Here is a 26052-nt window from a genome sequence, read left to right as displayed (position 1 = left end):
ACGCAGACGGAACGGGGCCCGGCCGAAACGGCCGGGCCCTTCGTCGTTCCCGGGATCAGGAGCGGACGCGGGCCGGGGGCGGGTAGACCGAGCCGTCCTGCGCGTCGAACAGCATCAGGTCGTGCTCACCGGCCAGCCGCTCGATGTCCAGCAGCACCTGATCCGGGCAGGTGGGGTACAGGTTCATCTCGACGTGGTCGGCGGCCGCGTGCAGCGGCGCGACCTCCCACGGCGTGCCCGGCCGGGCGGGACGGTCGGGATAGCTCGCCGTGATCGCCCGGTAGAAGCCGACCACCCGCGGGTCCGGGTGCTGCTCGCCGTGCCGGCCCTCGCGGCACCGCTGCACCGCCGCCCGCACCTGCTCCGGTGTCGCCCCGTTCGGCAGGGCCCACACGCTCAGATCGAAACTCACGGCGGACAGCGTGCCATCCCGGGCGGCCCACGTCACTTCTGCCCCGCCCCGCCGGTCCACCTGCTGATTGCCGACACGGTGACGGAGGGTCCGCTGTGGAGACTCTTGCGTCGAGTTGCGTCGATTCGCTAGCGTACCGGTGCGGTTTCCGGCTGAGTCGATTTCCGGCCCGTCTTCGGGTGGCGTGGTCGGGCGTCCGGCCTGTCGGCCCGCACCCCTCGAATGCGCGAGCCACGCGCACTCGTCGCTGACCGGCCCCCACGGTCGTTGCCGAGACCGTGGGGGCCGATCGCGGCCCGCACCCCGGATGCGAGAACGGGGCGCGGTGGCGCCTCAGCGCCGGTGGTGCGCGAAGAGCGGGCGGTAGTCCGATCCGGTGCGGAACCAGGCCAGGCCGGCCGGGCCGGCGGCGTACAGGGCGGTGGCGTAGGCGTCGGCGACGGCCAGGTCCGGGCCCACCACGGTGGCCGCCGCGAGGCGGTCGGTCGGCTCGCCGGTGTGCGGGTCGACGACGTGCCCGCGCCGGCCGGTGACCCCGGACGTGCCGACCGCGCCGGCGGTCATCTCCAGCACCAGCGGCGCCCGGCGGGTGTCCGTGGGGTGGTGCACCGCGACCCGCCACGGTCCGCCGTGCGCGGCGTGACCGCGTACCGTCAGGTCGGCGCCGCTGAGCACGGCGTAGTCGTGGATGCCGGCGGCGCGCAACCGCGCCGCGGCCCGCTCCACCGCCCAGCCGCCGAGCAGGCCGCCGGGATCGAAGCCGCCCGGCACCGCCCAGGCGTCGAACCAGCCGTCGGTCGCCGCCCGCATCGCGGCGCAGCGGTCCACCAGATCGGCCAACGGCGGGTACGAGTCGGGGCTGATCTCGTCCCGGCGCAGCCGCGAGACCAGGCTGTCCGGCTGGTTCGGACCGTAGGTGAGGTCGACGGCGCGCAGTTCCGCGACGGCGTCCCGGAGCGCCTCGCCGACGATCCGGTGGCCCAGCCAGTCGGGCGCGTTGAGCAGCAGGGTGTACTCGGCGGTGGAGGTGTGCACGGTGTGCCGGACGCTGATCCGGTCGTACGCGCCGCCGCCGGCCCGCTCCACCCGGTGGCGGCGCGCCCCCAGGCGCAGGTCCGGGCGGGGGTGGTGGAACGCGGTCTGGTCGACCCAGCGGGTCCGGGGTTGCTCGTCCGCCCAGTGGGCCCGCCGCTGGTCGATCCGCATGACACCCGCCCCCTCGCTGGCCGCCGCCGCGGTGCGGCGATGCCGGTCCCGGACCCCCGTCGACCCGGTCGACCTGACCATAGGTAGTGGAGATGACCGCACCATGAATGCCGGCTGGGAGCCTGCTGTGCATCGGCTCGTCCCGGATGGTGGAAGACTCGTACCGGGGGCCGGGACGCCGACGTACGGTTGCGCAGAACGTCGAGGTGAGGAGCGTCAGGTGGCACGCATCGCGGTGGTGGCCGGCGACGGCATCGGTCCCGAGGTGGTCGGGCAGGCCCGCAAGGTCCTCGACGCGGTGCTGCCCGGGATCGAGGCGACCGAGTACGACCTGGGCGCCGCCCGCTGGCACCGCACCGGCGAGGTGCTCCCCGACGCGGTCCTCGACGAGTTGGCCGGGCACGACGCCATCCTGCTCGGCGCGGTCGGCGACCCGACCGTGCCGCCGGGCGTGCTGGAGCGGGGGCTGCTGCTCAAGCTCCGCTTCGCCTTCGACCAGTACGTCAACCTCCGCCCGTCCCGGCTCTGGCCCGGCGTGACCGGCCCGCTGGCCGCGGTCAAGCCCGGCGAGGTCGACCTCGTGGTGGTCCGCGAGGGCACCGAGGGGCTGTACGCGGGCGCCGGCGGCACGCTGCACCGGGACACCCCCGCCGAGGTGGCCACCGAGGAGAGCCTGAACACCCGGCACGGCGTCGAGCGGGTGATCCGGGACGCGTTCGCCCGGGCCGGCCGTCGCGAGCGCCGCAAGGTCACCCTGGTGCACAAGACCAACGTGCTCACCCACGCCGGCTCGCTCTGGTCGCGGGCCTTCGCCCAGGTGGCCGCCGAGCACCCCGACGTGGCCACGGAGTACCAGCACGTCGACGCCGCCGCGATGTTCCTGGTGACCAACCCGTCCCGCTACGACGTGGTGGTGACCGACAACCTGTTCGGCGACATCCTCACCGACATCGCCGCCGCCGTGACCGGCGGCATCGGGCTGGCCGCCAGCGGCTGCATCAACCCGGAGGGGCGCTACCCGTCGATGTTCGAGCCGGTGCACGGCTCCGCGCCGGACATCGCCGGCAAGGGTGTCGCCGACCCGGTGGCCGCCGTGCTCTCCGCCGCGCTGCTGCTCGACCAGCTCGGCCACGCCGACGCCGCCGCGCGGGTCACCGCCGCCGTCGCCACCGAGCTGGCCGGGCGCACGCCCGGCGCGCCACTGCGCACCGAGGAGGTCGGCGACCGGCTCGCCGGGTACGCCGTAGCCTGACCGGGCCGTTCCCGTGGCGGCCCGGTTCCGGGCCGCCAGACCCGTTTCCGGGCCAGCTCCGGCCGATTGGCATCGTCGATGTGCCGGGGCGGAACTATCCGCTGAACGACCGTTCGGGGTAAGTTTCTGGCACCAGTGACGGCGGCGTGCGATCCCGTACGCCGTGGGACCCGCAGGGAGGTCAGCGCGATGAGCGGTGGTGACAAGCTCGATTTCGAGATCCGTCCGAATCCCGCGCCGGTATCCGCCGCCGACCGGGCCGCCCTGCTGGCGAACCCGGGCTTCGGCCGGGTGTTCACCGACCACATGGTGATCGTGCGCTACGCCGAGGGCAAGGGCTGGTACGACGCCCGCATCGAGGCGCGGGCGCCGATCCCCATGGACCCGGCCGCCGCGGTGCTGCACTACGCGCAGGAGATCTTCGAGGGCCTGAAGGCCTACCGGACCGGCGACGGCGCGGTGACGATGTTCCGTCCGGAGGCCAACGCGGCCCGGTTCGCCGCCTCCGCCCGCCGCCTCGCCATGCCGGAACTGCCGCCGGAGACGTTCGTCGAGTCGCTGCGCCGGCTGGTCGAGATCGACCAGGAGTGGATCCCGGAGCACGAGGACGCCAGCCTCTACCTGCGCCCGTTCATGTTCGCCAGCGAGGTCTTCCTCGGGGTGCGCCCGGCCAACGAATACCTCTACTGCGTCATCGCCTCGCCGGCCGGCGCCTACTTCGCCGGCGGGGTGAAGCCGGTGACGGTGTGGGTTTCCCCGGACTACACCCGGGCGGCGCCCGGTGGCACCGGCGCGGCCAAGTGCGGCGGCAACTACGCCGCCTCGCTGGCGGCCCAGGCCGAGGCGATCGAGGCCGGCTGCGACCAGGTGGTCTTCCTGGACGCGGTGGAGCGGCGGTTCGTCGACGAGCTGGGCGGCATGAACGTCTTCTTCGTCTACGACGACGGCACGCTGGTCACGCCGCCGCTGGGCGGCACGATCCTGCCGGGCATCACCCGCGACGCGGTCCTGACCCTGGCCGCCGAGGCCGGGCACGAGGTGCGGGAGCAGCCGGTCAGCTTCGCCGACTGGCAGGCGGACGCCGCCAGCGGCCGGCTGCGCGAGGTCTTCGCCTGCGGCACCGCCGCGGTGATCACCCCGATCGGTGGCGTGCGCTTCCCGGACGGCGAGTTCCTCATCGGCGGCGGTGAGCCGGGCCGGACCACCATGGCGCTGCGGCAGAAGCTTGTCGACATCCAGCGCGGCCGCGCCGAGGACCGCCACGGCTGGGTCACCCGGGTCCTCTGACCCACCCACCGCCCGACCCACCACCACGGCCGGCCCCGTCCCCCGACGGGTGCCGGCCGTTCCCCTTCCTACCGGGCGGGGAGGGTCACTCCAGGAGGTGGGTGCGGAGGGCGGCCAGTTGGGCCTCGGTGACGCCGGCGTGGGTCAGGTAGCCCTCGATCGAGCCGTAGCCGGCGCGCAGCTCGGCCAGGAACAGCTCCATCGCCTCGGCCGGGGAGGCCAGGAACGGCGGCGGGACCTCCTCCGCGTCCGGCAGGGTGGCCCGCACCCAGGCGCTGAACCGCTCGGACGCGGCGGTGCTCAACGCGTAGTCCGCGACGACGTCGTCGTCCGGCACGCCCAGCACGGCGAGCGTCAGCGCGCAGACGATGCCGGTGCGGTCCTTGCCGGCGACGCAGTGCACCACCACCGGCGCGTTGGCGCTGTCGGCGATCAGGCCGATCGCCTCGGCCAGCCCGGCGGTGCCGGTGCGGGCCAGGTCGGCGTAGCGGTCGGCCAGGTAGCGGGCCAGGCTGACGCCGGAGGACTCGAACTGCCGCGCGGCCCAGTCCTCGTGCTCGGGGTGGATGTGCCGGTAGGCGAGCCCGTCGTAGGCCGGCACCCGGCCGTCGCGTTCCACCTCCGTCGGGCGGCGCAGGTCGATCACCGTGCGGATGCCGAGCGCGGTGAACGCGGCCCGGTCGGTCTCGTCGATGCGGTGCAGCGAGTCGGAGCGGTAGAGCCGGCGGCGCCGGACGGTGCGACCGTCGCGGGCGCGGTAGCCGCCGACGTCGCGGAAGTTGAACAACGCGGGGAAGGGTGTCTCCGGGGCATCCACCCCTGACACGGTAACGGCCGGCGGGGCGTCTGGGAGCCCCCGCCGGCCGTGCACCGGATGTCAGATCCGGGCCGGGCCGTCCGGCGGCAGCGCGGAGTGGTTCTCGCCGTAGTAGCCGCCGAGCCTGTCCCGGTAGGCGGGGTCGGCGTGGTTGGTCTCGTCGTACTCCGGGGCGGCCTTGATCTGGTCCTTGTCCCGGTCGACGTGGACCTTCCGCTCGTCGTGGTCGACGTGGTTCACGGTGCCGGCCGGCAGCATGACCTTCTTGCCGAAGATCCACGGGCCGGTGTCGACCACCAGGTAGCTGTCGTCCACCTCGTGGCTGGCCTTGTCGATCTTGCCGATGCTGCCGTCGGTGGCCTCCACCTTGTAGCCGGTGAGGTCCGCGCTGGCCACCCCGGCCTCGTCGCGGTAGCGCCACGGGTCGAACGCGCCGGCGGGCGCGCCGCCGGCGTGGGCGCCCTGGCCGCCGTCGAGGACCGGGTCGGTGGCGCCGTGCGTGGTGTGCGGGTCGAGCCTGTCCATAGGGGTAACTCCTGTCCCGACTGTCCCAGTCGTCAAGGGAGTGAAAGTCACGGTGTCCCGCGAATTCCTACCCGTTGGCCGGCTTGCCAACCCTCCGGAACCGCCGAGGGCCGGCGCCGCGGCTCGCGGCACCGGCCCGCTCGCGGCGGTCGTACGGCCGGTCAGGCCAGCGCGGCCTCCGCGTCGAGGGTCACCGCGGCGGCGTGCACGACGGCGGCGATCCGCAGCCCCTCGTGCACCTGGTCGCGGCTGAAGCCGGCCGCGCGCAGCGTCTTCTCGTGCGACTCCAGGCAGACGCCGCAGCCGGTGATCGCGGAGACGGCCAGGCACCACAGCTCGAAGTCGGTCTTCTCCACGCCCGGGCGGGCGATGATCTGCATCCGCAGCCGGGCCGGCAGCGACGCGTACTGGTCGTCGCCGATCAGGTGCTTGGCCCGGTAGTAGACGTTGTTCATGGCCATGACCGCCGCCGCGCCCTTGGCGGCCTCGACCGCCTCGGGCGTGAGGTGACCGGCCGCCTCGGCGGCGATCTCCCGCAGCACCACCGGGTTGCGGGACGCCACCGCGCAGGCCAGGGCCGTGCCCCAGGCCTGTTCCGGCTTGAGCGTCGAGGTGGTGATGGTGGAGCTCAGGTTGAGCCGGATGTCCTTGGCGTAGTCGGGCAGGGCCGCCTTGACCGCGTCCAGACCCATCGTCAGGCCCCGGCGCCGGCGAGGAGCGCGTTGGCGTCCAGCGTCGCGCCGCCGGAGTTCCAGTTGCACGGGCACAGCTCGTCGGTCTGCAGCGCGTCGAGCACCCGCAGCACCTCGGAGACGTTGCGGCCGACCGAACCGGCGGTCACCATGGCGAACTGGATCTCGTTGTTCGGGTCCACGATGAAGGTGGCCCGCTGCGCGACGCCGTCGGCGCCGAGCACGCCGCAGGCCTCGGTCAGCTCGCGCTTGATGTCGCTCACCATCGGGAAGGGCAGCTCGCGCAGGTCCGGGTGGTCCTTGCGCCACGCGTAGTGGACGAACTCGTTGTCCACGGAGACGCCGAGCACCTGGGCGTCCCGGTCGGCGAACTCGCCGTTGAGGCGGCCGAACTCGGCGATCTCGGTCGGGCAGATGAAGGTGAAGTCCTTCGGCCAGAAGAAGACGACGCGCCACTGGCCCTCGTGGGACTTGTGGTGGATCGTCTCGAACGCCTTGTCGGCGTCGAGCGAGACGCAGGCGGTGAGTTCGTACTCGGGGAAGTGGTCACCGACAGTGAGCACGGGTCCTCCTTGACAGCGGCCGGGTACGGGTGGCCCGGCCAGTAACTGGATCAGTTCCAGATACTTCCGTAGCGCCGTTTCCGCTCGTGGGCGGTGGTCACCCGTGTGAAGACGATCACCAGCGACGCGGCCGTCCCGGGATGTGGATTTCGCCTCCCAAAAACCGGCGGAGGTGGCAGAGTGCTCGTCGTGACCAGCTCTGTCCTGATCATTGGCAGCTAGCGCGCCGGCCTTCCCCTCCGCCGAGCGCGCAGACCTCCCGCATCCGCGGGGGGTCTTTTTGTTGCTCCCCCAGGCACGAGAAGAGGACTCCGATGACCTTCCAGGTGTACGACACGACGCTGCGCGACGGCGCCCAGCGTGAAGGGCTCAGCTACTCGGTGGTCGACAAGCTGGCGGTGGCCCGCCTGCTCGACGACCTCGGGGTCGGCTTCATCGAGGGCGGCTGGCCGGGGGCGGTACCCAAGGACACCGAGTTCTTCCGCCGGGCCCGCACCGAGCTGGACCTGCGGCACGCGGTCCTGGTCGCCTTCGGCGCCACCCGCAAGGCCGGCCTGGCGGTCGAGGACGACCCGCAGGTGCGCGGGCTGCTCGACGCCCGGACCCCGGCCGTGGCGCTGGTCGCCAAGGCGGACCTGCGGCACGTCGAGCGGGCGCTGCGCACCACCGCCGAGGAGAACCTGGCGATGGTCCGCGACACCGTGGCGTACCTGGTGGCGCAGGGACGGCGCGTCTTCGTCGACGGGGAGCACACGTTCGACGGCTTCCGCCACGACCCCGGCTACACCGCCGCGGTGGTGCAGGCCGCGCTGGCCGCCGGCGCCGAGCGGTTCGTGCTGTGCGACACCAACGGCGGCATGCTGCCCTCCCAGGTCACCGCCGCGATCGAGGAGTTGGTCGCGCGCACCGGCGTCGCGCCCGAGCAGCTCGGCATGCACGCCCAGAACGACACCGCGTGCGCGGTGGCGAACACCATCGCGGCGGTCGAGGCCGGCGTCCGGCACGTGCAGGGCACCGCCAACGGTTACGGCGAGCGCCCCGGCAACGCGGACCTGTTCGCGATCGTCGCCAACCTCCAGCTCAAGCTCGGCATGCCCGTCCTACCCGAGGGCTGCCTGGAACAGATGGTGCGGGTCTCGCACGCCATCGCCGAGATCGCCAACATCGCCCCCGACACCCACCAGGCCTACGTCGGGGCCGCCGCCTTCGCCCACAAGGCGGGGCTGCACGCGAGCGCGATCAAGGTCGACCCGTTGCTCTACAACCACGTCGACCCGGCCGTGGTGGGCAACGACATGCGGATCCTGGTGACCGAGATGGCCGGCCGGGCCAGCATCGAGCTCAAGAGTCGCGAGCTCGGCCTGGACCTGGCCGGCCATCCGGACGCGCTGTCGTCGGTCACCGCCCGGGTCAAGGAACTGGAGGCGGGCGGCTGGTCGTTCGAAGCCGCCGACGCGTCGTTCGAGCTGCTGGTCCGCTCGGAGCTGCCGGACGCCGCGCCGGCCCGGCCGTTCGCGCTGGAGTCGTACCGGGTGCTGGTCGAGCACCGCGAGGACGGGGCGGTGGTCTCCGAGGCAACCGTCAAGATCCGGGTACGCGGTGAGCGCGTGATCGCCACCGCCGAGGGCAACGGCCCGGTCAACGCGCTGGACGAGGCGCTGCGGGTGGGGCTGGCCCGGCACTACCCGGAGCTGCGCGAGTTCGAGCTGGCCGACTACAAGGTCCGCATCCTGGAGGGCAGCCACGGCACCGGCGCGGTGACCCGGGTGCTGGTGGAGACCGCCGGCGCCGGCCGCGACTGGACCACCGTCGGCGTGCACCCCAACGTGGTCGAGGCCAGCTGGCACGCCCTGGTCGACGCGCTCACCTACGGCCTGGACCGGGCCCGGGCGCAGGACGGGGCACCCGCCTGAGACGGAGGGCTCACGCCGCCGGCAGGCGCAGCTCGGCCAGCAGCGCCCGGTGGTCGCTGCCGGGCACCGGCCAGGTGCCGGCGGCGCGGACCGCGATCCGCCGGTCGACCAGCACGTGGTCGATGGTGACCGGTGGGATCGGATCCCCGTCGTACGGGCCCCACGTGCCACCGAGGCCGGTGCCGGTCGCATCGGCCGCGTCGGTGTAGCCGGTCGCGATCAGGTCGCGCAGCGCCGCGTGGTCCAGGGTGGCGTTGAAGTCCCCGGCCAGCACGGTGAGCCCGCCGGTCGGCGTGGCCGGCGGCTGCGCCCGCTGGTCGGTCCACCAGTCCGGCACCACGTCGACCGCGTACGGCGCGGCCGGATGCGCCGACTCCACCCGCAGCGGCGGCGCGCCCGGCACCGCCACCGTCCCGTACGCCTGGGTGAAGAAGAAGCCCCGGTTGCGCCGGTGGCCGGTGTCGCTCAGCGGCTCGCGGGCGTACAGGCCGGATCCGGTGGCGCCCACCTCAGGGCTCAGCGACCGGTGCGGCAGCAGCGTGGCCAGGCCGAGCCGGTCCAGGTCGGCGGCGAGCCGCGGGGTCAGTTCCTGCACGGTGAGCACGTCCACCCGCCGGGCGCGGACCAGCTCCACCAGGCCCGCCGGGTCGGCGGAGCCTAGGCGCAGGTTGGCGGTGAGCAGCCGCAGCGTCGGGCCGGCGGCCGGGGGCCGGTCGTCGGGCAGCACGCGCGGGGCCACCGCGCCGAGCAGCGCCAGCGCGGCGAGCGCCGCCACCGCCGCGGGCGCCCGGCGCCGCAGCGCGAGCGCCGGCACCACCACGACCCAGGCCAGGGCCGCGACGTACGGCGTGAAGGCGGTGGTCAGCACCAGCGGACCCCGCTCCAGCCCGGCCAGGCGCAGCACCGCCCAGGCGGCCACCGGCGCGGCGGCCGACCAGCACGCCGCCGTCACCCATCGCCCGCCCCGGGCGTCACCGCGTGTCGGCGCTTCCGTCGTGATCACGACGGTCAGGCTACCGGCCGCCGTGCCGCATCCCGTGAAGCAATTTCGTGAATGGTCGAGCGCTACTCACTCACAATTTAGGCGGGTCGCGGACACGCAATGAGAACTATTGACCCGTCGCATTTTCCGGTGCTAGGTTCCAACCTGGTTGAGACGTCGCGACTCTCTGTAGTAAGGCCAGTTCAGCAGCGGTGCGCTCCCGACGCGGACACCCGATGGTCCGCAATTGTTCGCGCCCGATCGCCCGTGCTCGAAAGCATCCGTCCCGCGCGGCAATTCGCGGGTCGGCCGTATCACCACGGTCCACAAAAGGGAGATCTGTCATGGCCACATTCTTCAAGCGAAAGGCGACGGTGGTGGCACTCGCCGCCCTGTCCCTCACCGTGGCGGGCGGAGGCGTCGCGATCGCCGCCCAGCCGCAGGCGAAGGCCCCGCAGCCCGCCGTCCGGCACGCCACGCAGCAGCCGCCGGTGACCGCCGCCGAGCAGCGGGCCGCCAAGGCGGCCCTGCGGGCCACCCTGGCCCCGCCGGCGCCGGGCACGGTGGCCTGGGCGGTCGTCGCCCAGAACGGGACGCTGCTCCAGCACTCCGGCAACGTCGTCTCCTCGTCCAAGTTCGCGCCCGGGCCGGGTGTCTTCGCCGGCCAGTACCTGGTGCTGCTGGACTACAACGTGTCCGCGAAGTCGTACCACGTGTCCCTCGGCACGAACGACTCGGCGAACGTGCCCCCGGCCGGTGAGGTCGCGGCCGCGCCGCGGACGCTGACGCCCACCGGGGTCTTCGTGCAGACCCGCAGCTCCTCCGGCGGCTACTCGGACCGGCCGTTCCACATCGTGATCGCCAACTGACCCACCCGCCCGCGCGTCGACCCCCGCTCCGGCGGGGGTCGATGTCGTGTTCCGTGTCGATCCGGGCGTCCCACCGCCGGTTCGCGCCGTTGCCGCCCGATCGGGGAGGTCCTCCCGGTCCGGCCCGCCGACGGCCGGACAGGGGCCGATAATCCGACGTTTGTCGCGCGTCCGGCCCGGGAAGCAAGCACCGTGACGGACATCTCGGACACCCTGGCCAGCGTGCCCAGCCCGGTCGATGCCGATGCGAGCGGCGTCGAGCTGGAACAGACCCTCTTCGAGGTCAAACGCGTGATCGTCGGGCAGGATCGGCTCGTCGACCGCCTGCTCACCGCCCTGATCGCCGACGGTCACTGCCTGCTGGAGGGCGTGCCGGGGGTGGCCAAGACGCTGGCCGCGCAGACGCTGGCCACGGTGGTCGGCGGGACCTTCGCCCGGATCCAGTTCACGCCCGACCTGGTCCCGTCGGACATCGTCGGCACCCGGATCTACCGCGCCTCCACCGAGACGTTCGACGTGGAGCTGGGACCGATCATGTCGAACCTGGTCCTCGCCGACGAGATCAACCGGGCCCCGGCCAAGGTCCAGTCGGCCCTGCTGGAGGCGATGGCCGACCGGCAGGTCTCGATCGCCGGGCGGAGCTGGCCGGTGCCCGACCCGTTCCTGGTGCTGGCCACCCAGAACCCGATCGAGTCGGAGGGGGTCTACCAACTCCCCGAGGCGCAGCGCGACCGGTTCCTCATGAAGGTCGTGGTCGACTACCCCAGCGACGCCGACGAGCTGGCCATCCTCTACCGGATGAGCACCGAGCGGCCCACCCCGCGCCCGGTCCTCGACCCGGCCCGGCTGCGCGAACTCCAGCGCCGCGCGACCGACGTCTTCGTCCACCACGCGCTGGCCGAGTACGTGGTCCGGCTCATCCTCGCCACCCGCGACCCCGGGCGGTTCGGGCTGCCCGACGTCGCCCCGCTGCTGGCGTACGGCGCGAGTCCCCGGGCCACGCTCGGTCTGGTCGCGGCGGCCCGGGCACAGGCCCTGATCCACGGCCGGGACTACGTGCTGCCCGAGGACATCCGGGACCTGGCGGTGGACGTCCTGGCACACCGGCTGGTGCTCTCCTTCGACGCGGTCGCCGACGGCATCTCCGGCGAGGACGTGGTGCGCCGGCTGGTCGAGGCGGTGCCCCCGCCCCGGCTGGTGACCGGGCCCGCGGAGGCGGCGCCGGACCTGGCGGCGGCATGACCCGCCGGGCCGTCCCCGCCCCGCCCACGCCCGCCCGGCCCGATCTCGGCGCCGCCGCTCCCGGCCTCGCCGACCTCGCTCCCGACCAGCGGGTACGCCGACTGGAGCTGACCGTGACCCGGCGGCTGGACGGTCTGCTGCACGGCCGGTACCGGGGGCTGCTGCCCGGGCCCGGCAGTGAGGCGGCCGGCAGTCGCGAGTACCGCCCCGGCGAGGACGAGGTCCGGCGGATGGACTGGGCGGTCACCGCGCGCACCACCGTCCCGCACGTGCGTGAGGTCGACGCCGACCGGGAGCTGACCACCTGGATGGTCGTCGACGCCAGCGCCAGCATGGAGTACGGAACCGCCGCGCTGGACAAGCGGGAACTCGCGGTGGCGGCGGTGGCCTGCGTCGGCTTCCTCACCGCCGGGGTCGGCAACCGGCTCGGCGCCCAGGTGCTCGCCCCGGACGGGCTGCGCCGGTTCCCAGCCCGCAGCGGGCGTACCCATCTGCTCGGGCTGCTCCGCGCGCTGCTCGGCGCCCCGCGTACCGACGACGGGCCGGACCCGCGCGCGGCCGGTCCGGCCGGCGCCCGGGCGGACGCCGCGCCGGGCCTCGCCGACGGGCTGGACGGCCTGCACCGGGTCGCCACCGGCCGGGGCCTCGTGGTGGTCGTCTCCGACTTCCTCGACGAACTGCCCGAGGACCCGGACGGCCCGCCGCCGCCCTGGGCCGCCGCGCTGCGCCGGCTGGCGGTCCGGCACCAGGTGCTCGCCGTGGAGGTGACCGACCCGCGCGAGCTGGAGCTGCCCGACGTCGGGTTGATCACCCTGGTCGACCCGGAGAGCGGTCGCCACCGCGAGGTATGGACCGGCGACCCGGCCCTGCGCGAGCGGTTCGCGCGGGCCGCCGCCGAGCAGCGCGACCAGGTCCGCCGCACGCTGCGCCGGGCCGGCGCGACCCACCTGGAGCTGCGCACCGACCGGGACTGGTGCGCGGACGTCGTCCGGCACGTACACGAGCAGCGCCGGCTGGCGACGGCGCCGGCCGGCGCCCGGGGAGGTGCCGCATGACCTGGCAGTCGCCCGCCCGCCTGTGGCTGCTGCTCGCCGTCGCCGCGTTGGTCGCCGGCTATCTCGTGCTGCAACGCCGGCAGAGCCGCTACGCGGTCCGGTTCACCAACCTGCGCCTGCTGGACCGGGTGGCCCCGCGCCGGCCGGCCTGGCGACGACACGTCCCGGCCGGACTCTTCCTCGCCATGCTGGCGCTGCTGGTGGTCGGCTTCGCCCGGCCGGAGGCGGAGGTGCGGGTGCCCCGGGAGCGGGCCACCGTGATGGTCGCGGTGGACGTCTCCACCTCGATGCTCGCCTCCGACGTGGACCCGGACCGGCTGACCGCGGCCAAGGAGGCCGGCCGGAAGTTCGTCGACGGGCTGCCCGACGAGTTCAACGTCGGCCTGGTCGCGTTCGCCGGCAGCGCGGCGGTGCTGGTGCCCCCGAGCACCGACCGGGAGGCGCTGCACGAGGGGATCGAACGGCTCGCCGAGGGGATCACCGGCGTGCAGGGGACCGCGATCGGCGAGGCGATCAGCACGTCGCTGGGCGCGGTGAAGAGCCTGGACGCCACCGCCGCGAAGGACCCGCCGCCGGCCCGGATCATCATCCTCTCCGACGGCGCCAACACCTCCGGGATGGACCCGATGGAGGCCGCCGACCAGGCGGTCGCCGCGAAGGTGCCGGTGCACACCATCTCCTTCGGCACACCCGGCGGCTCGGTCGACCGGGGCGGCCGGGCGATCCAGGTGCCGGTGGACGGGCAGACGCTCAAGGCGGTGGCCGACCAGACCGGCGGCGGTTTCCACGAGGCGTCCACCAGCGCCGAGCTGAAGGACGTCTACGAGGACATCGGCACGTCGGTCGGCTACCGCACGGAACGGCAGGACGTCTCGGCCCGCTTCATCGGGCTCGGGCTGGTCCTGGCCATGGGCGCCGCCGCCGGGTCGCTGCGGTGGTTCTCCCGGCTGCCCTGATCCGCACACCACGACCGGACGACGGCACGACACGTGAGGAGCCAGGCATGGCAGTGCAGACCGGACTCGGCGAGCCGCGCGGTCCGTGGTTCGTCTCGCCGGAGCTGGACCCGGACGGGCGCGGGCGCCGGGACGGGGCCGGCCCCGACCAGGGGGCGGGGCGGCGGAGCTGGCAGAGCCGGCTGCTGGGCGCGGCGGCGGTGGTGGCGCTCTCCACCGTCTCCGGCGCGGCGGCCGGCACCTGGGCCGCCGACCGGGGCGCGCCCGGCCCGTCCGCGGCCTCGGCCGCGCCGGTGCCGGCGGAGCTGGTCACCGCCGCCGGGCGGACGGTGCCCGGGGTGGTGTCGGTGATGGTCGCCGGGAAGTCCGGCGCCGGGGCCTCCGGGTCCGGCTTCGCCATCGACAACGAACAGCACATCGTCACCAACGACCACATCCTCGCCCGGGGTGGCTCCGGGCCGGTGACGGTGGAGACCTCGGACGGGCGTCGGTTCCCCGCCGAGGTGGTGGGCCGGGAGCCGGGCAGCGACCTCGCGGTGCTCAAGGTGCCGGCGTCCGCCGGGCTGCCCCCGCTGCCGCTGGCGAAGGCGAACTCGACCCGGGTGGGGGAGCCGGTGCTCGCGGTCGGCTCGCCGCTCGGGCTGGCCGGCACCGTCACCGCCGGTATCGTCAGCGCGCTCAACCGGCAGGTGCGGATCGGCAACGGCCGGCACACGGCGGTGCAGACCGACGCCTCGATCAACCCGGGCAACTCCGGTGGGCCGCTGGTGAACGCGCGCGGCGAGGTGGTCGGGGTCAACACCGCCATCGCCACCATCGACGGGAACGGCTCGATCGGCATCGGCTTCGCCATCCCGATCGACCAGGTCCAGCAGACCGCCGACACCATCATCGGTCGGGGCGGCTGAGCTGCGCAGACGCCGCGGAACTGTCGGATATCCGGCGTGGGAGCATCGGACAATGGAAATATTACGCTGAGTATGGATACTGGCGGAGGTGGAGCAAGCTGTCATCGCGGCCCTCCTCGTGGTGGGCCTGGTCATCGGCGCCGGTGTCGGCGCGTCGTACGCCCGTGCCCAGCGCGGCTGGAAGGACTACCAGACGATCCGGACCAGCGTGCCCGGCGCCCGGCGCAACGCCTGGACCGCGATCCGTGGCGTGATCGTCAAGATCGCTGTGATCGCCCTGCTGACGGTCGGCGCGGCGGCGTACGCGGCGTCCGGCTCGGACGAGGAGCGGGCCAGTCCCACCCCGACCGGAACCCCCACCCCGAGCCACCGTCCGGGGCGCTAGCCTCGGGGGCGTGGACGACGGACTGCGGGTGACCGACCGGCTCGTGGTGCCCGCCGCCGAGCTGCGGGAGCGGTTCTCCCGGTCGTCCGGGCCGGGCGGGCAGGGGGTCAACACCACCGACTCGCGGGTCGAGCTGAGCTTCGACCTGGCCGGCTCGCCGAGCGTGCCCGAGTCGCTGCGGGAACGGGCCCTGACCCGGCTCGCCGGGCGGCTGGTCGACGGCGTGCTGACCGTCGCGGCCAGCGAGCACCGCGCGCAACTGGCCAACCGGGAGGCGGCCCGGGAGCGGATGGCCGCCCTGCTGCGCGAGGCGGTCGCCCCGCCGCCGAAGCCGCGCCGCCCGACCCGACCGTCACGGGGCGCCAAGGAGCGCCGGTTGGCCGAGAAGAAGCGGCAGTCGCAGCGCAAGCGCGACCGTCGGGTCGACGGTGACTGACCCGAAACCCGGTTGATCAGCCGGCCGGCCGGCCAGGAGAATTTCCCGCGTGCCGACCGGTTTCTCCGTCAAGCCCACGCTCACCGGCGAGCGTGTGCTGCTGCGCCCGTTCCACGACGACGACCTGCCCGCGCTGGCGGAGATCCTGGCCGACCCGGAGGTGGCCCGGCTGACCGGGAGCCCGCCCGGGGAGGACTTCCCCGACACCCGGCTGCGGGCCTGGTACGGCACCCGCAACAGCCAGACCGACCGGCTCGACCTGGCCGTGGTCGACCGCGCCAGTGGGCGCTGCGTCGGCGAGGTGGTGCTGAACGAGTGGGACCGCGCCAACGCGAGCTGCAACTTCCGCACCCTGATCGGGCCGGCCGGCCGGGACCGGGGCCTCGGCACCGAGGCGGTCCGGCTGATCGTCGGCTACGGCTTCGAGCAGCTCGGCCTGCACCGCGTCGGGCTGGAGGTGTTCGCGTTCAACCCGCGCGCCCGGCGGGCCTACGAGAAGGTCGGCTTCGTGGCCGAGGGGACGCTGCGGCAGGTGCTGCGCGACGGCGACGGCTGGGTGGACGCCACCGTCATGTCGATCCTCGCGCCGGAGTGGGCCCGACACCGGGGGCATCCGGAGGGTTGAGTCCGAGGCGTCGAAGCGCCGGCGCCGCCCCGACCCCGGCGGGTGCCGCCCGGTCCAGCGCGGCCAGCAGGCGGGACCGCAGCCCGGCGGCCCGCTCGGCGAAGCCGCGCTGGGCGGCGGCGTACTCGGACCGGCCCTCCGGGGTCTCCACCGGCACCGGCGGGTGGCCCAGGTCCGCCAGGTCGTACGGGCTGGCCCGCATGTCCAGCACGCGGATCTCCCGGGCCAGCGCGAACGCGTCCGCGACCAGCTCCGACGGCACCAGCGGCGAGAGCTTGTACGCCCACTTGTAGAGATCCATGTTGGCGTGCAGGCAGCCCGGCTGCTCCAGCGCGTGCTGACTCTCCCGGGTCGGTTGGAGCACGTTGAGCGGCCGGGCCGGGCCGGTGAAGAACCGGAACGCGTCGAAGTGGCTGCACCGCACGCCACGCTCCTCGACCACCGCCGCGGTCGCCTCCGGGCTCAGCCGCAACGGCCAGGCGTTGTGCCGCACCTGCTCCTGCGTCTGCCGGTAGACCATCGCCCACTCGTGCATGCCGAAGCAGCCCAGGTGCGCCGGGCGACCGGCGGTCGCCGCCAGCAGCGTACGGATCCAGTCGATCGACTCGGCGCGCCGCGCGCGTACCCGCTCGGTGTCGAGGGTGAGCCCGGCGGCGCCGGCGGTGTAGTCCGGGCCGAACCCGGCCGGGTCGGCGTCGCGCAGCGCCACGCCCGCACCCGGGTGCCAGCGGCGCAACTGCGCCGGGCGGTGCGAGTAGTAGGTGAACAGGAAGTCCTCCACCGGATGCTTCACCCCGGTGCGGCGGCGCGCCAGGTGCGGCGCCAGCCAGGCGTCGACCCGCTCCTCGTGGGCGCGCCGGCGGGCCTGCCAGTCGGCCGCGTCGAGCACGGCGGCGGGGGCGAGGGCGGCGGTCACGGACCCCAGGGTACGACCGCCGCCCGCACCCCGGTCAGTCCACGTCCACCCGCACGCCGGCGGAGAACACCCCGCTGCGCAGCTCCAACTGCTTCGGCGGCTCGCCGCCGTGCACGGTGAACACCAGCGGCAGCAGCACCCGCCGCCCGGCGGCCACCGGTTGGGCGAACACGTCCCGGCCGAGGTTCGCCACCCGCGTGGCGTTCTCGTCCGCGGCCACCCAGTTGCCGCCGGGCAGGTACGCGCGCTGCAACTGACCGTGCCACGTCTGCTGCTCGGACGTGAGGTTGCGCACGCCCACGGTGGCCAGGCACGGCCGCCCGCCGCCGGGCGCCGCCGGGAGCACCCCCGTGCCGCAGCTCATCCGGTAGACGGTGAACTCGAACGCGGTCTCCCGCAACGGCACCCCCAGCGCGCCGGTGACGCTGCTGCCCACCCAGGCGCCGCTGGTCGGCTGCTTGGTGGTGTCCATCGCGGCGACCCGCTGCGTGGCCGTCCACGCCGCCGCCCCGACCACGCCGGCCAGCACCGCGGCGGCCACGCCGACCACCAGCCAGACCGGCGGCCGGCGACGTCGGACGGCGGGCGTGGGCAGCGCCGGGCGCGGGTAGACGGTGCCCCGGTCCTCCGGGCCGCCCGCCCCGACCGGTTCGGCCGGTCGGGGCCCGGTCGTGCCCGACGCCCCGACCGTGCCCTCGCTCGTCGCGGCGGGCCGGCGGCGTCGCCGGGCCGCCACCCACCAGAGCAGGCCGCCGGTGAGCACCAGCAGCGCCGCGAACGCGGCGAGCAGCACCGGCGGACGACGCCAGGCCGGGGCCGCCGTCACCTGCGCCGCCGGCGCCGTGGCCGCGCCCACCCAGGTCGCCGTGGCGCAGTCGTACGGGCGGGTGCCGTCGGTGCCGTAGACGCAGGTGGGGGCCGTCACCGAACGGCCCGGACCGGTGACCGTGAGCGCGGTGTGCAGCGTGGTGGTGCTCCGCGCCGGCAGCCGCAGCCGCCAGGTGACCTCGCCGGCGGTCGCCCCGACCGGTCCGGTGGCCCGGCCCCCGCCGGTCACGGTGGTGGCGCGGGAGCCGGTCGGCAGCTCCTGCCGCACCAGCGTCTCGACCGGTGTCGTAGCGGCGTTGCGCACCTCGATCCGGTAACCCGGCGTCGGCGTGCCGGCCGCGCCCACCGCCACGCTCACCGGTGGCATCGACGCCGGGACCGGAGCCGGGCCGGTGGTCGGCACCGCGGGCGGCACCGCCGGGACGCCGGTCGGGATCGGGGTGGCCGCCGCGGCCGGGCGGGCCGGCGCCGCGACCGCGGCCGGCGGTGGGGCCGGTCGGGCGGGAGCGGCGGTCGCCCGGGGCGCCGCCGGGGGCAGCGCGGGCACGGCGGCGATGACGCCGAGGCAGTTCACCAGCACTGCCAGGGTCCTGTGGTGTCGTCTCGATGCAGGCATACCAACGAACCTCCGGACCCGAAGCTATGGTCCGGGGCCCGCCGGGCGGGTACGAAGCCGGCAATCCCGCCCCGGCCGGTGTGATCCGGCGTACCCTGGCCGGCCGCGCCGGGCCGGACCGGCCGCCACCCGCCGGTGTCGGGGATAGATTGGCCAGGTGCGTATCGCTCGTTTCGCTCATGCCAAGGGAATGTCGTTCGGAGTCGTCGAGGGCGAACCGGAGGCCGGGCCGCAGGGCCTGACCATCGCCGAGATCGAGGGCCACCCGTTCGGGCAGATCCAGTTCTCCGGCGCCCGCTGGGCGCTCTCCGACGTCCGGCTCCTGTCGCCGATCCTGCCCAGCAAGGTGGTCTGTGTCGGCCGTAACTACGCCGAGCACGCCGCCGAGCACGGCAGCGAGGTGCCCAAGGAGCCGCTGCTCTTCCTCAAGCCGTCCACCTCGGTGATCGGTCCGCGGGACGCCATCCGCCTGCCGATCTTCTCGAAGCAGGTGGAGCACGAGGCGGAGCTGGCCGTGGTGATCGGGGCGCCGGGCGCCCGCCGGGCCGACCGGGCCGCCGCCGAGCGGGCCATCTTCGGCTACACCTGCGCCAACGACGTCACCGCGCGGGACCTCCAGCGGTCCGACGGCCAGTGGACCCGGGCCAAGGGCTTCGACTCGTTCTGCCCCATCGGTCCGTGGATCACCACCGGGCTGGACGTGGCCGACCTGGAGATCCGGTGCGAGGTGGGCCGCAACCCGGAGGAGATGGAGGTACGCCAGCTCGGCCGGACCAAGGACATGGTCTTCGACGTGCCGGGCCTGGTGTCCTACATCTCGCACGTGATGACGCTGCTTCCCGGCGACGTGGTGCTCACCGGCACGCCGGCGGGGGTTAGCCCGCTCACCGACGGGGATACGGTCACCGTGCGGATCGAGGGGATCGGGGAACTCAGCAACCCCGTGGTCCCCGTCGCCTGATCCGTCCGACGCCCCGTTTCCGCAGGTCAAGGGTGGTTCGGGGGGTTGGATTTGGCCTGTCGGCACCGGGAGGGTAAAGTTCATTCCCGGCGCCGCAAGGGGCCAATGGGGTATGGGGTAATTGGCAGCCCGACTGATTCTGGTTCAGTTAGTCTAGGTTCGAGTCCTGGTACCCCAGCGCAGCCGCGGGTTCGCAAGAACCCCGGTCGCTGGATTCCGGCAGTTCACCACTGCCGGAGTGCAAGAAGGTTCTGGCCCCGTCGTCTAGCGGCCCAGGACGCCGCCCTCTCAAGGCGGTAGCGCCGGTTCGAATCCGGTCGGGGCTACAGCACCGTCAGCCCGTCCCACTTCCCGGGGGCGGGCTGTTCTGCTGTTCGGTGCGCAGCGCAGGGGGTGACCCCCCGCGGCGGTGCCGAACGCGGTGCGGCTAGACTACTGCCACACCGCCCGGCAGGGTGGTGAAGCAGGAAAAGTGCCTGGCCCCGTCGTCTAGCGGCCCAGGACGCCGCCCTCTCAAGGCGGTAGCGCCGGTTCGAATCCGGTCGGGGCTACGTCATCGAACGGCCCGTCTCGCTCCCGCGAGACGGGCCGTTCGCCATTCTGTCTACCCTCCGGCCCGGTCCCTCCTCGTTGATCAAGGAGTTTGCGTCACCCGGGCTGCCCCGATCCGAAGCAAACTCCTTGATCGACGGGCGGGACGGCTGCCGCCGCCGGGAACAGCGAAGATCTTGGTAGGAAACGGCCCCTCCAGGGGCCCTTTCGTGCCAAGATCTTGCAGCCGGGCAGCCGGGCAGCCGGGCAGCCGGGCAGCCGGGCAGCCGGGCAGCCGGGCAGCCGGGCAGCCGGGCAGCCGGGCAGCCGGGCAGCCGGGCAGCCGGGCAGCCGGGCAGCCGGGCAGCCGGGCAGCCGGGCAGCCGGGCAGCCGGGCAGCCGGGCAGCCGGGGGTCAGAGGCCGGAGAGGCGTTGGCCGGCGCGGACGACGGCCATGGCGTGGCGTTCGCCGGGGCGGCGGCCGAGGCGTTCGATCGGGCCGGAGATGCTGATCGCGGCGATCACCCGTCCGGTGCGGTCCCGGATCGGGGCGGAGACGCTCGCCACGCCGGCCTCCCGCTCCGCGACGCTCTGCGCCCAGCCGCGCCGGCGCACCTCGGCCAGCGTGCGGCCGGTGAACTTGGAGCGGGGGAGCAGCGGCATGACCGCTTCCGGTGGCTCCCAGGCGAGCAGGATCTGGGCCGCCGAGCCGGCGGTCATCGGCAGCACCGAGCCGACCGGGACGGTGTCCCGCAGGCCGCTGGCGCGCTCGGCGGCGGCCACGCAGATGCGCTCGTCGGCGCGGCGCAGGTAGAGCTGGGCGCTCTCGCCGGTGGCGTCGCGCAGCGCCGCGAGCAGCGGCTCGGCGGCGGTGAGCAGCACGTCCGGGGCCGCGTTGGCCAGCTCGCCCAGGCGCGGACCCGGGCGCCATCGGCCCTGGGTGTCCCGGACCAGCATCCGGTGGATCTCCAGCGCCTGTGCCAGCCGGTGCGCGGTGGCCCGGGGCAGCTTGGTGCGTTCAACGAGTTCGGCCAGGCTGGCGCCGTCGACACAGGCGGCCAGGATGACCACCGCCTTGTCGAGAACGCCGACACCGCTCATACTGTGTCCCACAAGCCGAAATTTACCTCCCAGAATTTAGGATGTCCAGATGGTGGGAGTCACTCAACCGAGGACCCTGGCCGAGAAGGTCTGGGACGCGCACGTGGTCCGCTCCGCCGCCGGCGAGCCGGACCTGCTCTTCATCGACCTGCACCTGCTGCACGAGGTGACCAGCCCGCAGGCGTTCGACGGGCTGCGCCTGGCCGGGCGCGGGGTGCGCCGGACCGATCTGACGATCGCGACCGAGGACCACAACACCCCGACCGGGTACGACGACCCGGCCTTCCGCTCCCGGCGCGGCGACCTGCTCACGATCGCGGACCCCACCTCCCGCACCCAGATCGAGACGCTGCGCCGCAACTGCGCCGAGTTCGGGGTGCGGCTGCACCCGCTGGGCGACGAGAACCAGGGCATCGTGCACGTCATCGGCCCGCAGCTGGGTCTCACCCAGCCCGGTATGACGATCGTCTGCGGCGACTCGCACACCGCCACCCACGGCGCGTTCGGCGCGCTCGCGTTCGGCATCGGCACCAGCGAGGTCGAGCACGTGCTCGCCACCCAGACGTTGCCGCAGGCCCGCCCGCGCACCATGGCGGTCAACGTGGTCGGCGAACTGGCGCCCGGCGTCACCGCCAAGGACCTGGTGCTCGCGCTGATCGCGCAGGTGGGCACCGGCGGCGGTCGCGGCCACATCGTCGAGTACCGGGGCGAGGCCATCCGCGACCTCTCGATGGAGGGGCGGATGACGATCGCCAACATGTCCATCGAGTGGGGCGCCAAGGCCGGCATGATCGCGCCGGACGAGACCACGTTCGCGTACCTGAAGGGGCGGCCGAACGCGCCCCAGGGGGCCGACTGGGACGCGGCGCTGGAATACTGGCGGACGTTGCCCACCGACGAGGGCGCGACGTTCGACACCGAGGTCACGCTGGACGCGAGCCGGATCACGCCGTTCGTCACCTGGGGCACCAACCCCGGTCAGGGCGTGCCGCTGGGCGCGACCGTGCCGGACCCGGAGGCGTTCGACACCGAGCCGGAGCGGGTCGCCGCCCGGCGGGCGTTGGAATACATGGACCTCACCCCCGGCACCCCGCTGCGCGACCTCGCCGTCGACGTGGTCTTCGTCGGCTCCTGCACCAACGGCCGGTTGGAGGACCTGCGGGCCGCCGCCGACGTGCTGCGCGGGCGGCGGGTCGCCGACGGCGTACGCATGCTCGTGGTCCCCGGCTCCGCCGCGGTCCGGGAGGCGGCCGAGATCGAGGGGCTGGACCAGGTCTTCACCGACGCGGGAGCCGAGTGGCGGTTCGCCGGCTGCTCCATGTGTCTGGGGATGAACCCCGACACGCTCAGGCCCGGGGAGCGCTCCGCCTCGACCTCCAACCGCAACTTCGAGGGCCGCCAGGGCCGGGGCGGGCGTACCCACCTGGTGTCCCCGCCGGTCGCCGCCGCCACCGCCGTGGTCGGCCGGCTGGCCGCCCCCGCCGACCTGTAGAAGGGCAGCCGAGAGATGGACAAGTTCACCACCCACACCGGCACCGTGGTGCCGCTGCGGCGGTCCAATGTGGACACCGACCAGATCATCCCCGCCGTGTACCTCAAGCGGGTGACCCGGACCGGTTTCGCCGACGGCCTGTTCAATGCGTGGCGGGAGGACCCGTCATTCGTTCTCAACGATCCCGCTTATTCGGGAGCGTCGATTCTTGTGGCCGGTCCGGAGTTCGGCACCGGATCGTCCCGGGAGCATGCCGTCTGGGCGCTGCGGGACTGGGGCTTCCGGGCCGTCGTGTCGCCCCGCTTCGGCGACATCTTCCGCGGCAACGCGCTGAAGGAAGGGCTCCTTCCGGTCGAGCTGGAATTGAGTGCCGTGGAGCAACTCTGGGCGCTCGCGGAATCCGATCCGACCACTCCGGTCACCGTTGATCTCGACGCCCGCGAGGTCCGCGCCGGGGATGCCACCTGGGCCTTCCCGCTGGACGACCACAGTCGGTGGCGGCTGATGGAGGGCTTGGACGACATTGGACTCACCCTCCGGCACGAGGCCGACATCGCCACGTACGAGGCCTCCCGGCCGGTGTTCCTGCCCTCGATCGCCTGACCCGTACCCCCTTTTCGCCCCCACCGGCCCGGCCGGTGGGGGCGAATCCGTTGCGACACAAGGGCTTTTTTCCACCGAATGTTTGTGTCCAGGCAGCACAGGGCATACCGTGCGCGCAGAATGGCTCGCGTCGAGTCAGTTGCACAATCGGGAGGAAGTCGTGAACAAGGCCGAGCTCATCGAGGCGCTCGCCGTTCGCCTGGGGGACCGGAAGACGGCGACGGCCGCGCTCGACGCGGTTCTCGCTGAGGTCCAGGCGGCGGTCACCAAGGGCGAGAAGGTGGCGATCACCGGTTTCGGAGCGTTCGAGAAGCGCGTCCGGGGAGCCCGAACAGCGCGCAACCCGCGGACCGGCGAGGCGGTGAAGGTCAAGAAGACCTCCGTCCCGACCTTCCGGGCGGGCGCGGGCTTCAAGGAGATGGTGGCCAGCGGCAAGGTGCCGAAGGACACCGCCGCCGCGAAGAAGACCACCGGGGCCGCCAAGACCACGGCGGCGGCGAAGAAGACCACGGCGGCGAAGACCACCGGGGCCGCGAAGAAGACCACGGCGGCGAAGGCCACCAAGACCACCGCCGCGAGCAAGAAGGCCGCACCGGCCAAGAAGGCCACCGCGACCAAGACCGCGGCGGCGAAGAAGACGACCGCGGCGAAGTCCGCCACGGCCAAGAAGACCACCGCGGCCAAGAAGACGACCGCGGCCAAGTCGGCCACGGCCAAGAAGACCGCGGCGGCGAAGAAGGCGCCCGCGAAGAAGGCGCCGGCCAAGAAGGCCGCCACCCGGCGCTGACCGGACCGTCCCACCGAGGGCGCCCACCGTTCGCGGTGGGCGCCCTCGTCCGTGGGTACGCGTTGACCGCCCGCCGCGCCGCCGCGCAGAATCGCCGTGCCGAAACCCCCGTCGGTCACGAGAAGAGGCGCCCGTGCGGCACCGTCACCTCTGCACCCTCGCGCTCGCCCTGGGCGTCACGGTCCTGCTGGACGTGCTTCGGGTCTGGCTCCCGTCGGTCATCACGCTCTTCGGCCGCGCCGCCGAGACGCCCGCCGAGCTGCTCGGCGCGTTCGCGCTCGGCTGGTTCGTGCTCGCGCTGGCCGCGCCCGGCCTGGTACGCCGGCTCGGCGTCCGCCCGGTCGGCCTCGCGGCGGCCGGCGTGCTGGCCGTCGTGCGCCTGCTCCTGACCGCCGGTCCCGGTGGCACGGCCCAGCTCTGGCTGGCGTGCGCCGGGCTGCTCGCCGGACTGGTCTGGCTCGCCGCGGCCGCCGCGCTCGTCGACCGGCCGGTCGCCGGGCTGGCGCTCGGCCTGGCCGGCAACGCGGTCGGGCACGCCCTGCTCGGCACCGAGGACCTGGTCTGGCGCGGCGGTGTGCTCGGGTGGAGCCTGAGCGTCCCGCTGGTGCTGGCGTTCCTCGCCGCGGCCGGGCTCGCCGCGGCACGACGGCCGGGGATGCCGTCCGCCGCGCCGACGCCCGGGCCGGTGTCGCCGGACCGGTTCGGGGCGGCATCGGAACCGGTGCGGGAGACGCCACCGGTGGCGGCCGGGCGGCGGGCCTGGTTGCTCTGCGGTCCGGCGCTGCTGCTGGCCAACCAGATCGCGCTCGCCCCGGCGGTCTGGAGCGCCGCCGCCGGCACCGGTTCCCCCGACTTCCCCGGCCTCGCCCGTCCCGCCGTCCCGGTGCTGGGCGGGTACGCGGTCCTGCTGTTCCTGGCGGGCGTGCTGCTCCGGATGCCGACCCGACTCGCCCGGGTGCTCTGGCCGGTCGCGCTGGTCGCCGGCGCGGTGCTGTTCGCGACCGGGCGGTTGGTCCCGGCGTACCTGCTCACCGCCGCCGGGCTCGGCGGTTGCCTGGCGCTGACCGACTCGGCGACCGACGACGCGGTGGCCGGCGCCGACCCGGACGGACGGGCGGCGGCGCGGCGCGGTCGGGCCGCCGTCGTCGGAATGCTGGTCTTCGCGGTGGCCACGGTGGCCTACTACGCCGCCTACGACCTCGGGTACCCCAACGGGTGGGTGCCGGTCGCCGCGGCCGTCCTGGTCGCTCTGGTGGCGTTCACCGGGCCACCGTGGTCCGCCCCGACCCTGCCCGATCCGGCGCGGACCTGGCTCCTCCTCGGCCTGACGGCGTCGGCCGGGCTCGGCACCCACCTGCACGTCCCGCCGTCGGACCCCCGGCCGGGCGGCCCGCCGGGGACGGTGCGGGTCACCGCCTACAACATCCGGATGGGCTTCGGCATCGACGGCCGGCTGGACCTCGACGCGGTCGCCCGACAGCTGCGCGGGGCGGACGTGGTGCTGCTCAGCGAGGTGGACCGGGGCTGGTGGCTCAACGGCGGGCACGACACGGTGGCGCTGCTGGCCGGTCGGCTGGGGATGCCGTACGTCTTCGCGCCCGCCGCCGACCCGGTGTGGGGCGACGCGGTGCTCACCCGATTCCCGGTGCGCACGGGCCGGACCCGGCCGTTGACCGCGCACGGCGCGCCGACCGGGGCGCAGGCGCTCGGCGTGACGCTCGACCTCGGTGGCCGCGAGCTGGCCGTGGTCGCCACCCACCTGCAACCGCCGCCCGGCCGGGATCCGGTGGAACAGGCCCGCGAGGTGGCCGCGTTCGCCAGCGAATACGCGGCCGGCCGGCCGCTGGTGCTCGGCGGCGACCTCAACACCGAGCCGGACGATCCGGCGTTCGCCGAGTTCACCCGGGCCGGTCTGGTGGACGCGCTGGCCGCCGCCCGGCCGCTGCGGACCAGCCCCGCCGACGACCCGCGCGCCCAGATCGACCACGTCCTCGTCTCGCCGGGGCTGACCGCCGCCGAGGTGCGCGCCCCCCGAACCGAGGCCAGCGACCACCTCCCGGTGACGCTCACCGTCACGCTGCCCTGAGCCGGG

At 74.2% G+C, this 26052-nt stretch carries 26 protein-coding genes and 3 tRNA genes; 19 read left to right on the top strand and 10 right to left on the bottom strand.

Features of this window, described 5'->3' with window-relative positions:
• Positions 1–55: 55 nt before the first annotated feature.
• On the bottom strand, positions 56–412 hold the full coding sequence (locus GA0070622_RS26740; RefSeq protein WP_172967839.1) for a hypothetical protein: 357 nt from the start codon (positions 410–412) through the stop codon (positions 56–58).
• A gap of 333 nt (positions 413–745) precedes the next feature.
• Complete coding sequence (locus tag GA0070622_RS26735; protein WP_091584041.1) at positions 746–1618, bottom strand: FAD:protein FMN transferase; 873 nt, start codon at positions 1616–1618, stop codon at positions 746–748.
• Between the two features lie 220 nt (positions 1619–1838).
• Here GA0070622_RS26735 and GA0070622_RS26730 point away from each other — a divergent pair, with 220 nt between their 5' ends.
• The gene (locus GA0070622_RS26730) at positions 1839–2870 is read left to right on the top strand and encodes a 3-isopropylmalate dehydrogenase (RefSeq protein WP_091580562.1); all 1032 of its coding nucleotides are present in this window, start codon (positions 1839–1841) and stop codon (positions 2868–2870) included.
• A gap of 189 nt (positions 2871–3059) precedes the next feature.
• Complete coding sequence (locus GA0070622_RS26725) at positions 3060–4157, top strand: branched-chain amino acid aminotransferase (protein ID WP_091580556.1); 1098 nt, start codon at positions 3060–3062, stop codon at positions 4155–4157.
• 85 nt (positions 4158–4242) lie between these two features.
• Here GA0070622_RS26725 and GA0070622_RS26720 read toward each other — a convergent pair whose 3' ends face one another.
• The 4 genes from GA0070622_RS26720 to GA0070622_RS26705 all read right to left on the bottom strand — a co-directional run bounded on the left by GA0070622_RS26720 (position 4243) and on the right by GA0070622_RS26705 (position 6754).
• The gene (locus GA0070622_RS26720; protein ID WP_172967838.1) at positions 4243–4974 is read right to left on the bottom strand and encodes a tyrosine-protein phosphatase; all 732 of its coding nucleotides are present in this window, start codon (positions 4972–4974) and stop codon (positions 4243–4245) included.
• Positions 4975–5034: 60 nt separating this feature from the next.
• A complete protein-coding gene (locus tag GA0070622_RS26715) occupies positions 5035–5499 on the bottom strand; it encodes a PRC-barrel domain-containing protein (protein ID WP_091580548.1) in 465 nt (154 codons plus the stop codon).
• 161 nt (positions 5500–5660) lie between these two features.
• Entirely contained in the window at positions 5661–6191 is a 531-nt protein-coding gene (ahpD, locus tag GA0070622_RS26710; protein WP_091580544.1) for an alkylhydroperoxidase, AhpD family, read from the bottom strand.
• A gap of 2 nt (positions 6192–6193) precedes the next feature.
• Complete coding sequence (locus tag GA0070622_RS26705; RefSeq protein ID WP_091580540.1) at positions 6194–6754, bottom strand: peroxiredoxin; 561 nt, start codon at positions 6752–6754, stop codon at positions 6194–6196.
• Positions 6755–7068: 314 nt separating this feature from the next.
• Here GA0070622_RS26705 and cimA point away from each other — a divergent pair, with 314 nt between their 5' ends.
• Positions 7069–8667 (top strand): citramalate synthase, encoded by a 1599-nt coding sequence (cimA, locus tag GA0070622_RS26700; RefSeq protein ID WP_091580536.1) that lies wholly within the window; start codon positions 7069–7071, stop codon positions 8665–8667.
• 10 nt (positions 8668–8677) lie between these two features.
• Here the strand turns inward: cimA and GA0070622_RS26695 are convergent, their stop codons facing one another.
• The gene (locus GA0070622_RS26695; protein WP_369700162.1) at positions 8678–9670 is read right to left on the bottom strand and encodes an endonuclease/exonuclease/phosphatase family protein; all 993 of its coding nucleotides are present in this window, start codon (positions 9668–9670) and stop codon (positions 8678–8680) included.
• Positions 9671–9993: 323 nt separating this feature from the next.
• On the opposite strand from GA0070622_RS26695, the gene GA0070622_RS26690 reads away from it, so the two are divergent.
• The 8 genes from GA0070622_RS26690 to GA0070622_RS26655 all read left to right on the top strand — a co-directional run bounded on the left by GA0070622_RS26690 (position 9994) and on the right by GA0070622_RS26655 (position 16125).
• Positions 9994–10518, top strand: coding sequence for a hypothetical protein (locus GA0070622_RS26690; protein ID WP_091580532.1), 525 nt, complete (start codon positions 9994–9996; stop codon positions 10516–10518).
• 192 nt (positions 10519–10710) lie between these two features.
• A complete protein-coding gene (locus GA0070622_RS26685) occupies positions 10711–11760 on the top strand; it encodes an AAA family ATPase (protein WP_091580527.1) in 1050 nt (349 codons plus the stop codon).
• Positions 11757–12815, top strand: a complete 1059-nt coding sequence (locus tag GA0070622_RS26680) for a DUF58 domain-containing protein (RefSeq protein ID WP_091580523.1) — start codon at positions 11757–11759, stop codon at positions 12813–12815. The genes GA0070622_RS26685 and GA0070622_RS26680 overlap by 4 nt, the downstream gene beginning before the upstream one ends.
• Positions 12812–13771, top strand: coding sequence for a VWA domain-containing protein (locus GA0070622_RS26675; protein WP_091580518.1), 960 nt, complete (start codon positions 12812–12814; stop codon positions 13769–13771). The genes GA0070622_RS26680 and GA0070622_RS26675 overlap by 4 nt, the downstream gene beginning before the upstream one ends.
• 47 nt (positions 13772–13818) lie before the next feature.
• Positions 13819–14679, top strand: coding sequence for a S1C family serine protease (locus tag GA0070622_RS26670; RefSeq protein ID WP_091580515.1), 861 nt, complete (start codon positions 13819–13821; stop codon positions 14677–14679).
• A gap of 88 nt (positions 14680–14767) precedes the next feature.
• Complete coding sequence (locus GA0070622_RS26665; protein ID WP_091580512.1) at positions 14768–15064, top strand: hypothetical protein; 297 nt, start codon at positions 14768–14770, stop codon at positions 15062–15064.
• Positions 15065–15074: 10 nt separating this feature from the next.
• Complete coding sequence (arfB, locus tag GA0070622_RS26660) at positions 15075–15500, top strand: alternative ribosome rescue aminoacyl-tRNA hydrolase ArfB (RefSeq protein WP_091580508.1); 426 nt, start codon at positions 15075–15077, stop codon at positions 15498–15500.
• Between the two features lie 49 nt (positions 15501–15549).
• Positions 15550–16125 carry a GNAT family N-acetyltransferase gene (locus tag GA0070622_RS26655; RefSeq protein WP_091580503.1) on the top strand — a complete coding sequence of 192 codons (576 nt, stop codon included), beginning with the start codon at positions 15550–15552 and terminating at the stop codon, positions 16123–16125.
• On the opposite strand, the gene GA0070622_RS26650 is transcribed toward GA0070622_RS26655, so the two are convergent.
• Both GA0070622_RS26650 and GA0070622_RS26645 read right to left on the bottom strand, forming a co-directional pair.
• Complete coding sequence (locus GA0070622_RS26650) at positions 16070–17041, bottom strand: 3-methyladenine DNA glycosylase (protein WP_245666835.1); 972 nt, start codon at positions 17039–17041, stop codon at positions 16070–16072. The genes GA0070622_RS26655 and GA0070622_RS26650 overlap by 56 nt on opposite strands.
• A 34-nt stretch (positions 17042–17075) precedes the next feature.
• Complete coding sequence (locus GA0070622_RS26645) at positions 17076–18485, bottom strand: hypothetical protein (RefSeq protein WP_091580499.1); 1410 nt, start codon at positions 18483–18485, stop codon at positions 17076–17078.
• Between the two features lie 157 nt (positions 18486–18642).
• Between GA0070622_RS26645 and GA0070622_RS26640 the strand changes: the two genes are divergently transcribed.
• The 4 genes from GA0070622_RS26640 (at position 18643) to GA0070622_RS26625 (ending at position 19997) form a co-directional block, all read left to right on the top strand.
• On the top strand, positions 18643–19446 hold the full coding sequence (locus GA0070622_RS26640) for a fumarylacetoacetate hydrolase family protein (protein WP_091580496.1): 804 nt from the start codon (positions 18643–18645) through the stop codon (positions 19444–19446).
• A gap of 106 nt (positions 19447–19552) precedes the next feature.
• Positions 19553–19624, top strand: a tRNA-Gln gene (locus GA0070622_RS26635).
• A gap of 75 nt (positions 19625–19699) precedes the next feature.
• A tRNA-Glu gene (locus GA0070622_RS26630) sits at positions 19700–19772 on the top strand.
• 152 nt (positions 19773–19924) lie between these two features.
• A tRNA-Glu gene (locus GA0070622_RS26625) sits at positions 19925–19997 on the top strand.
• Positions 19998–20391: 394 nt separating this feature from the next.
• On the opposite strand, the gene GA0070622_RS26620 is transcribed toward GA0070622_RS26625, so the two are convergent.
• The gene (locus tag GA0070622_RS26620; protein ID WP_013284529.1) at positions 20392–21078 is read right to left on the bottom strand and encodes an IclR family transcriptional regulator; all 687 of its coding nucleotides are present in this window, start codon (positions 21076–21078) and stop codon (positions 20392–20394) included.
• Between the two features lie 49 nt (positions 21079–21127).
• Here GA0070622_RS26620 and leuC point away from each other — a divergent pair, with 49 nt between their 5' ends.
• The 4 genes from leuC (at position 21128) to GA0070622_RS26600 (ending at position 26046) form a co-directional block, all read left to right on the top strand.
• Positions 21128–22570 (top strand): 3-isopropylmalate dehydratase large subunit, encoded by a 1443-nt coding sequence (gene leuC / locus GA0070622_RS26615; protein WP_091580492.1) that lies wholly within the window; start codon positions 21128–21130, stop codon positions 22568–22570.
• Positions 22571–22585: 15 nt separating this feature from the next.
• Positions 22586–23173, top strand: a complete 588-nt coding sequence (gene leuD, locus GA0070622_RS26610) for a 3-isopropylmalate dehydratase small subunit (RefSeq protein WP_091580488.1) — start codon at positions 22586–22588, stop codon at positions 23171–23173.
• 160 nt (positions 23174–23333) lie between these two features.
• Complete coding sequence (locus GA0070622_RS26605) at positions 23334–23960, top strand: HU family DNA-binding protein (protein WP_091580483.1); 627 nt, start codon at positions 23334–23336, stop codon at positions 23958–23960.
• 133 nt (positions 23961–24093) lie between these two features.
• Positions 24094–26046, top strand: coding sequence for an endonuclease/exonuclease/phosphatase family protein (locus tag GA0070622_RS26600; protein ID WP_091580479.1), 1953 nt, complete (start codon positions 24094–24096; stop codon positions 26044–26046).
• The last annotated feature ends 6 nt before the right edge of the window (positions 26047–26052 follow it).

Source organism: Micromonospora sediminicola, from assembly GCF_900089585.1.
Classification (GTDB): Bacteria; Actinomycetota; Actinomycetes; order Mycobacteriales; family Micromonosporaceae; genus Micromonospora; species Micromonospora sediminicola.
The sequence above is the reverse complement of the archived record's forward strand: the minus strand, read 5'-3'. Positions and strand labels throughout refer to the sequence as shown.

What these genes read in the sequence shown, in the direction of transcription:
- GA0070622_RS26735 (WP_091584041.1), bottom strand. Translation starts at nt 1,618, where the DNA reads ATGCGGATCGACCAGCGGCGGGCCCACTGGGCGGACGAGCAACCCCGG.
- GA0070622_RS26725 (WP_091580556.1), top strand. Translation starts at nt 3,060, where the DNA reads ATGAGCGGTGGTGACAAGCTCGATTTCGAGATCCGTCCGAATCCCGCG.
- GA0070622_RS26715 (WP_091580548.1), bottom strand. Translation starts at nt 5,499, where the DNA reads ATGGACAGGCTCGACCCGCACACCACGCACGGCGCCACCGACCCGGTC.
- ahpD (WP_091580544.1), bottom strand. Translation starts at nt 6,191, where the DNA reads ATGGGTCTGGACGCGGTCAAGGCGGCCCTGCCCGACTACGCCAAGGAC.
- cimA (WP_091580536.1), top strand. Translation starts at nt 7,069, where the DNA reads ATGACCTTCCAGGTGTACGACACGACGCTGCGCGACGGCGCCCAGCGT.
- GA0070622_RS26690 (WP_091580532.1), top strand. Translation starts at nt 9,994, where the DNA reads ATGGCCACATTCTTCAAGCGAAAGGCGACGGTGGTGGCACTCGCCGCC.
- GA0070622_RS26680 (WP_091580523.1), top strand. Translation starts at nt 11,757, where the DNA reads ATGACCCGCCGGGCCGTCCCCGCCCCGCCCACGCCCGCCCGGCCCGAT.
- GA0070622_RS26675 (WP_091580518.1), top strand. Translation starts at nt 12,812, where the DNA reads ATGACCTGGCAGTCGCCCGCCCGCCTGTGGCTGCTGCTCGCCGTCGCC.
- GA0070622_RS26670 (WP_091580515.1), top strand. Translation starts at nt 13,819, where the DNA reads ATGGCAGTGCAGACCGGACTCGGCGAGCCGCGCGGTCCGTGGTTCGTC.
- GA0070622_RS26645 (WP_091580499.1), bottom strand. Translation starts at nt 18,485, where the DNA reads ATGCCTGCATCGAGACGACACCACAGGACCCTGGCAGTGCTGGTGAAC.
- GA0070622_RS26620 (WP_013284529.1), bottom strand. Translation starts at nt 21,078, where the DNA reads ATGAGCGGTGTCGGCGTTCTCGACAAGGCGGTGGTCATCCTGGCCGCC.
- leuC (WP_091580492.1), top strand. Translation starts at nt 21,128, where the DNA reads ATGGTGGGAGTCACTCAACCGAGGACCCTGGCCGAGAAGGTCTGGGAC.
- leuD (WP_091580488.1), top strand. Translation starts at nt 22,586, where the DNA reads ATGGACAAGTTCACCACCCACACCGGCACCGTGGTGCCGCTGCGGCGG.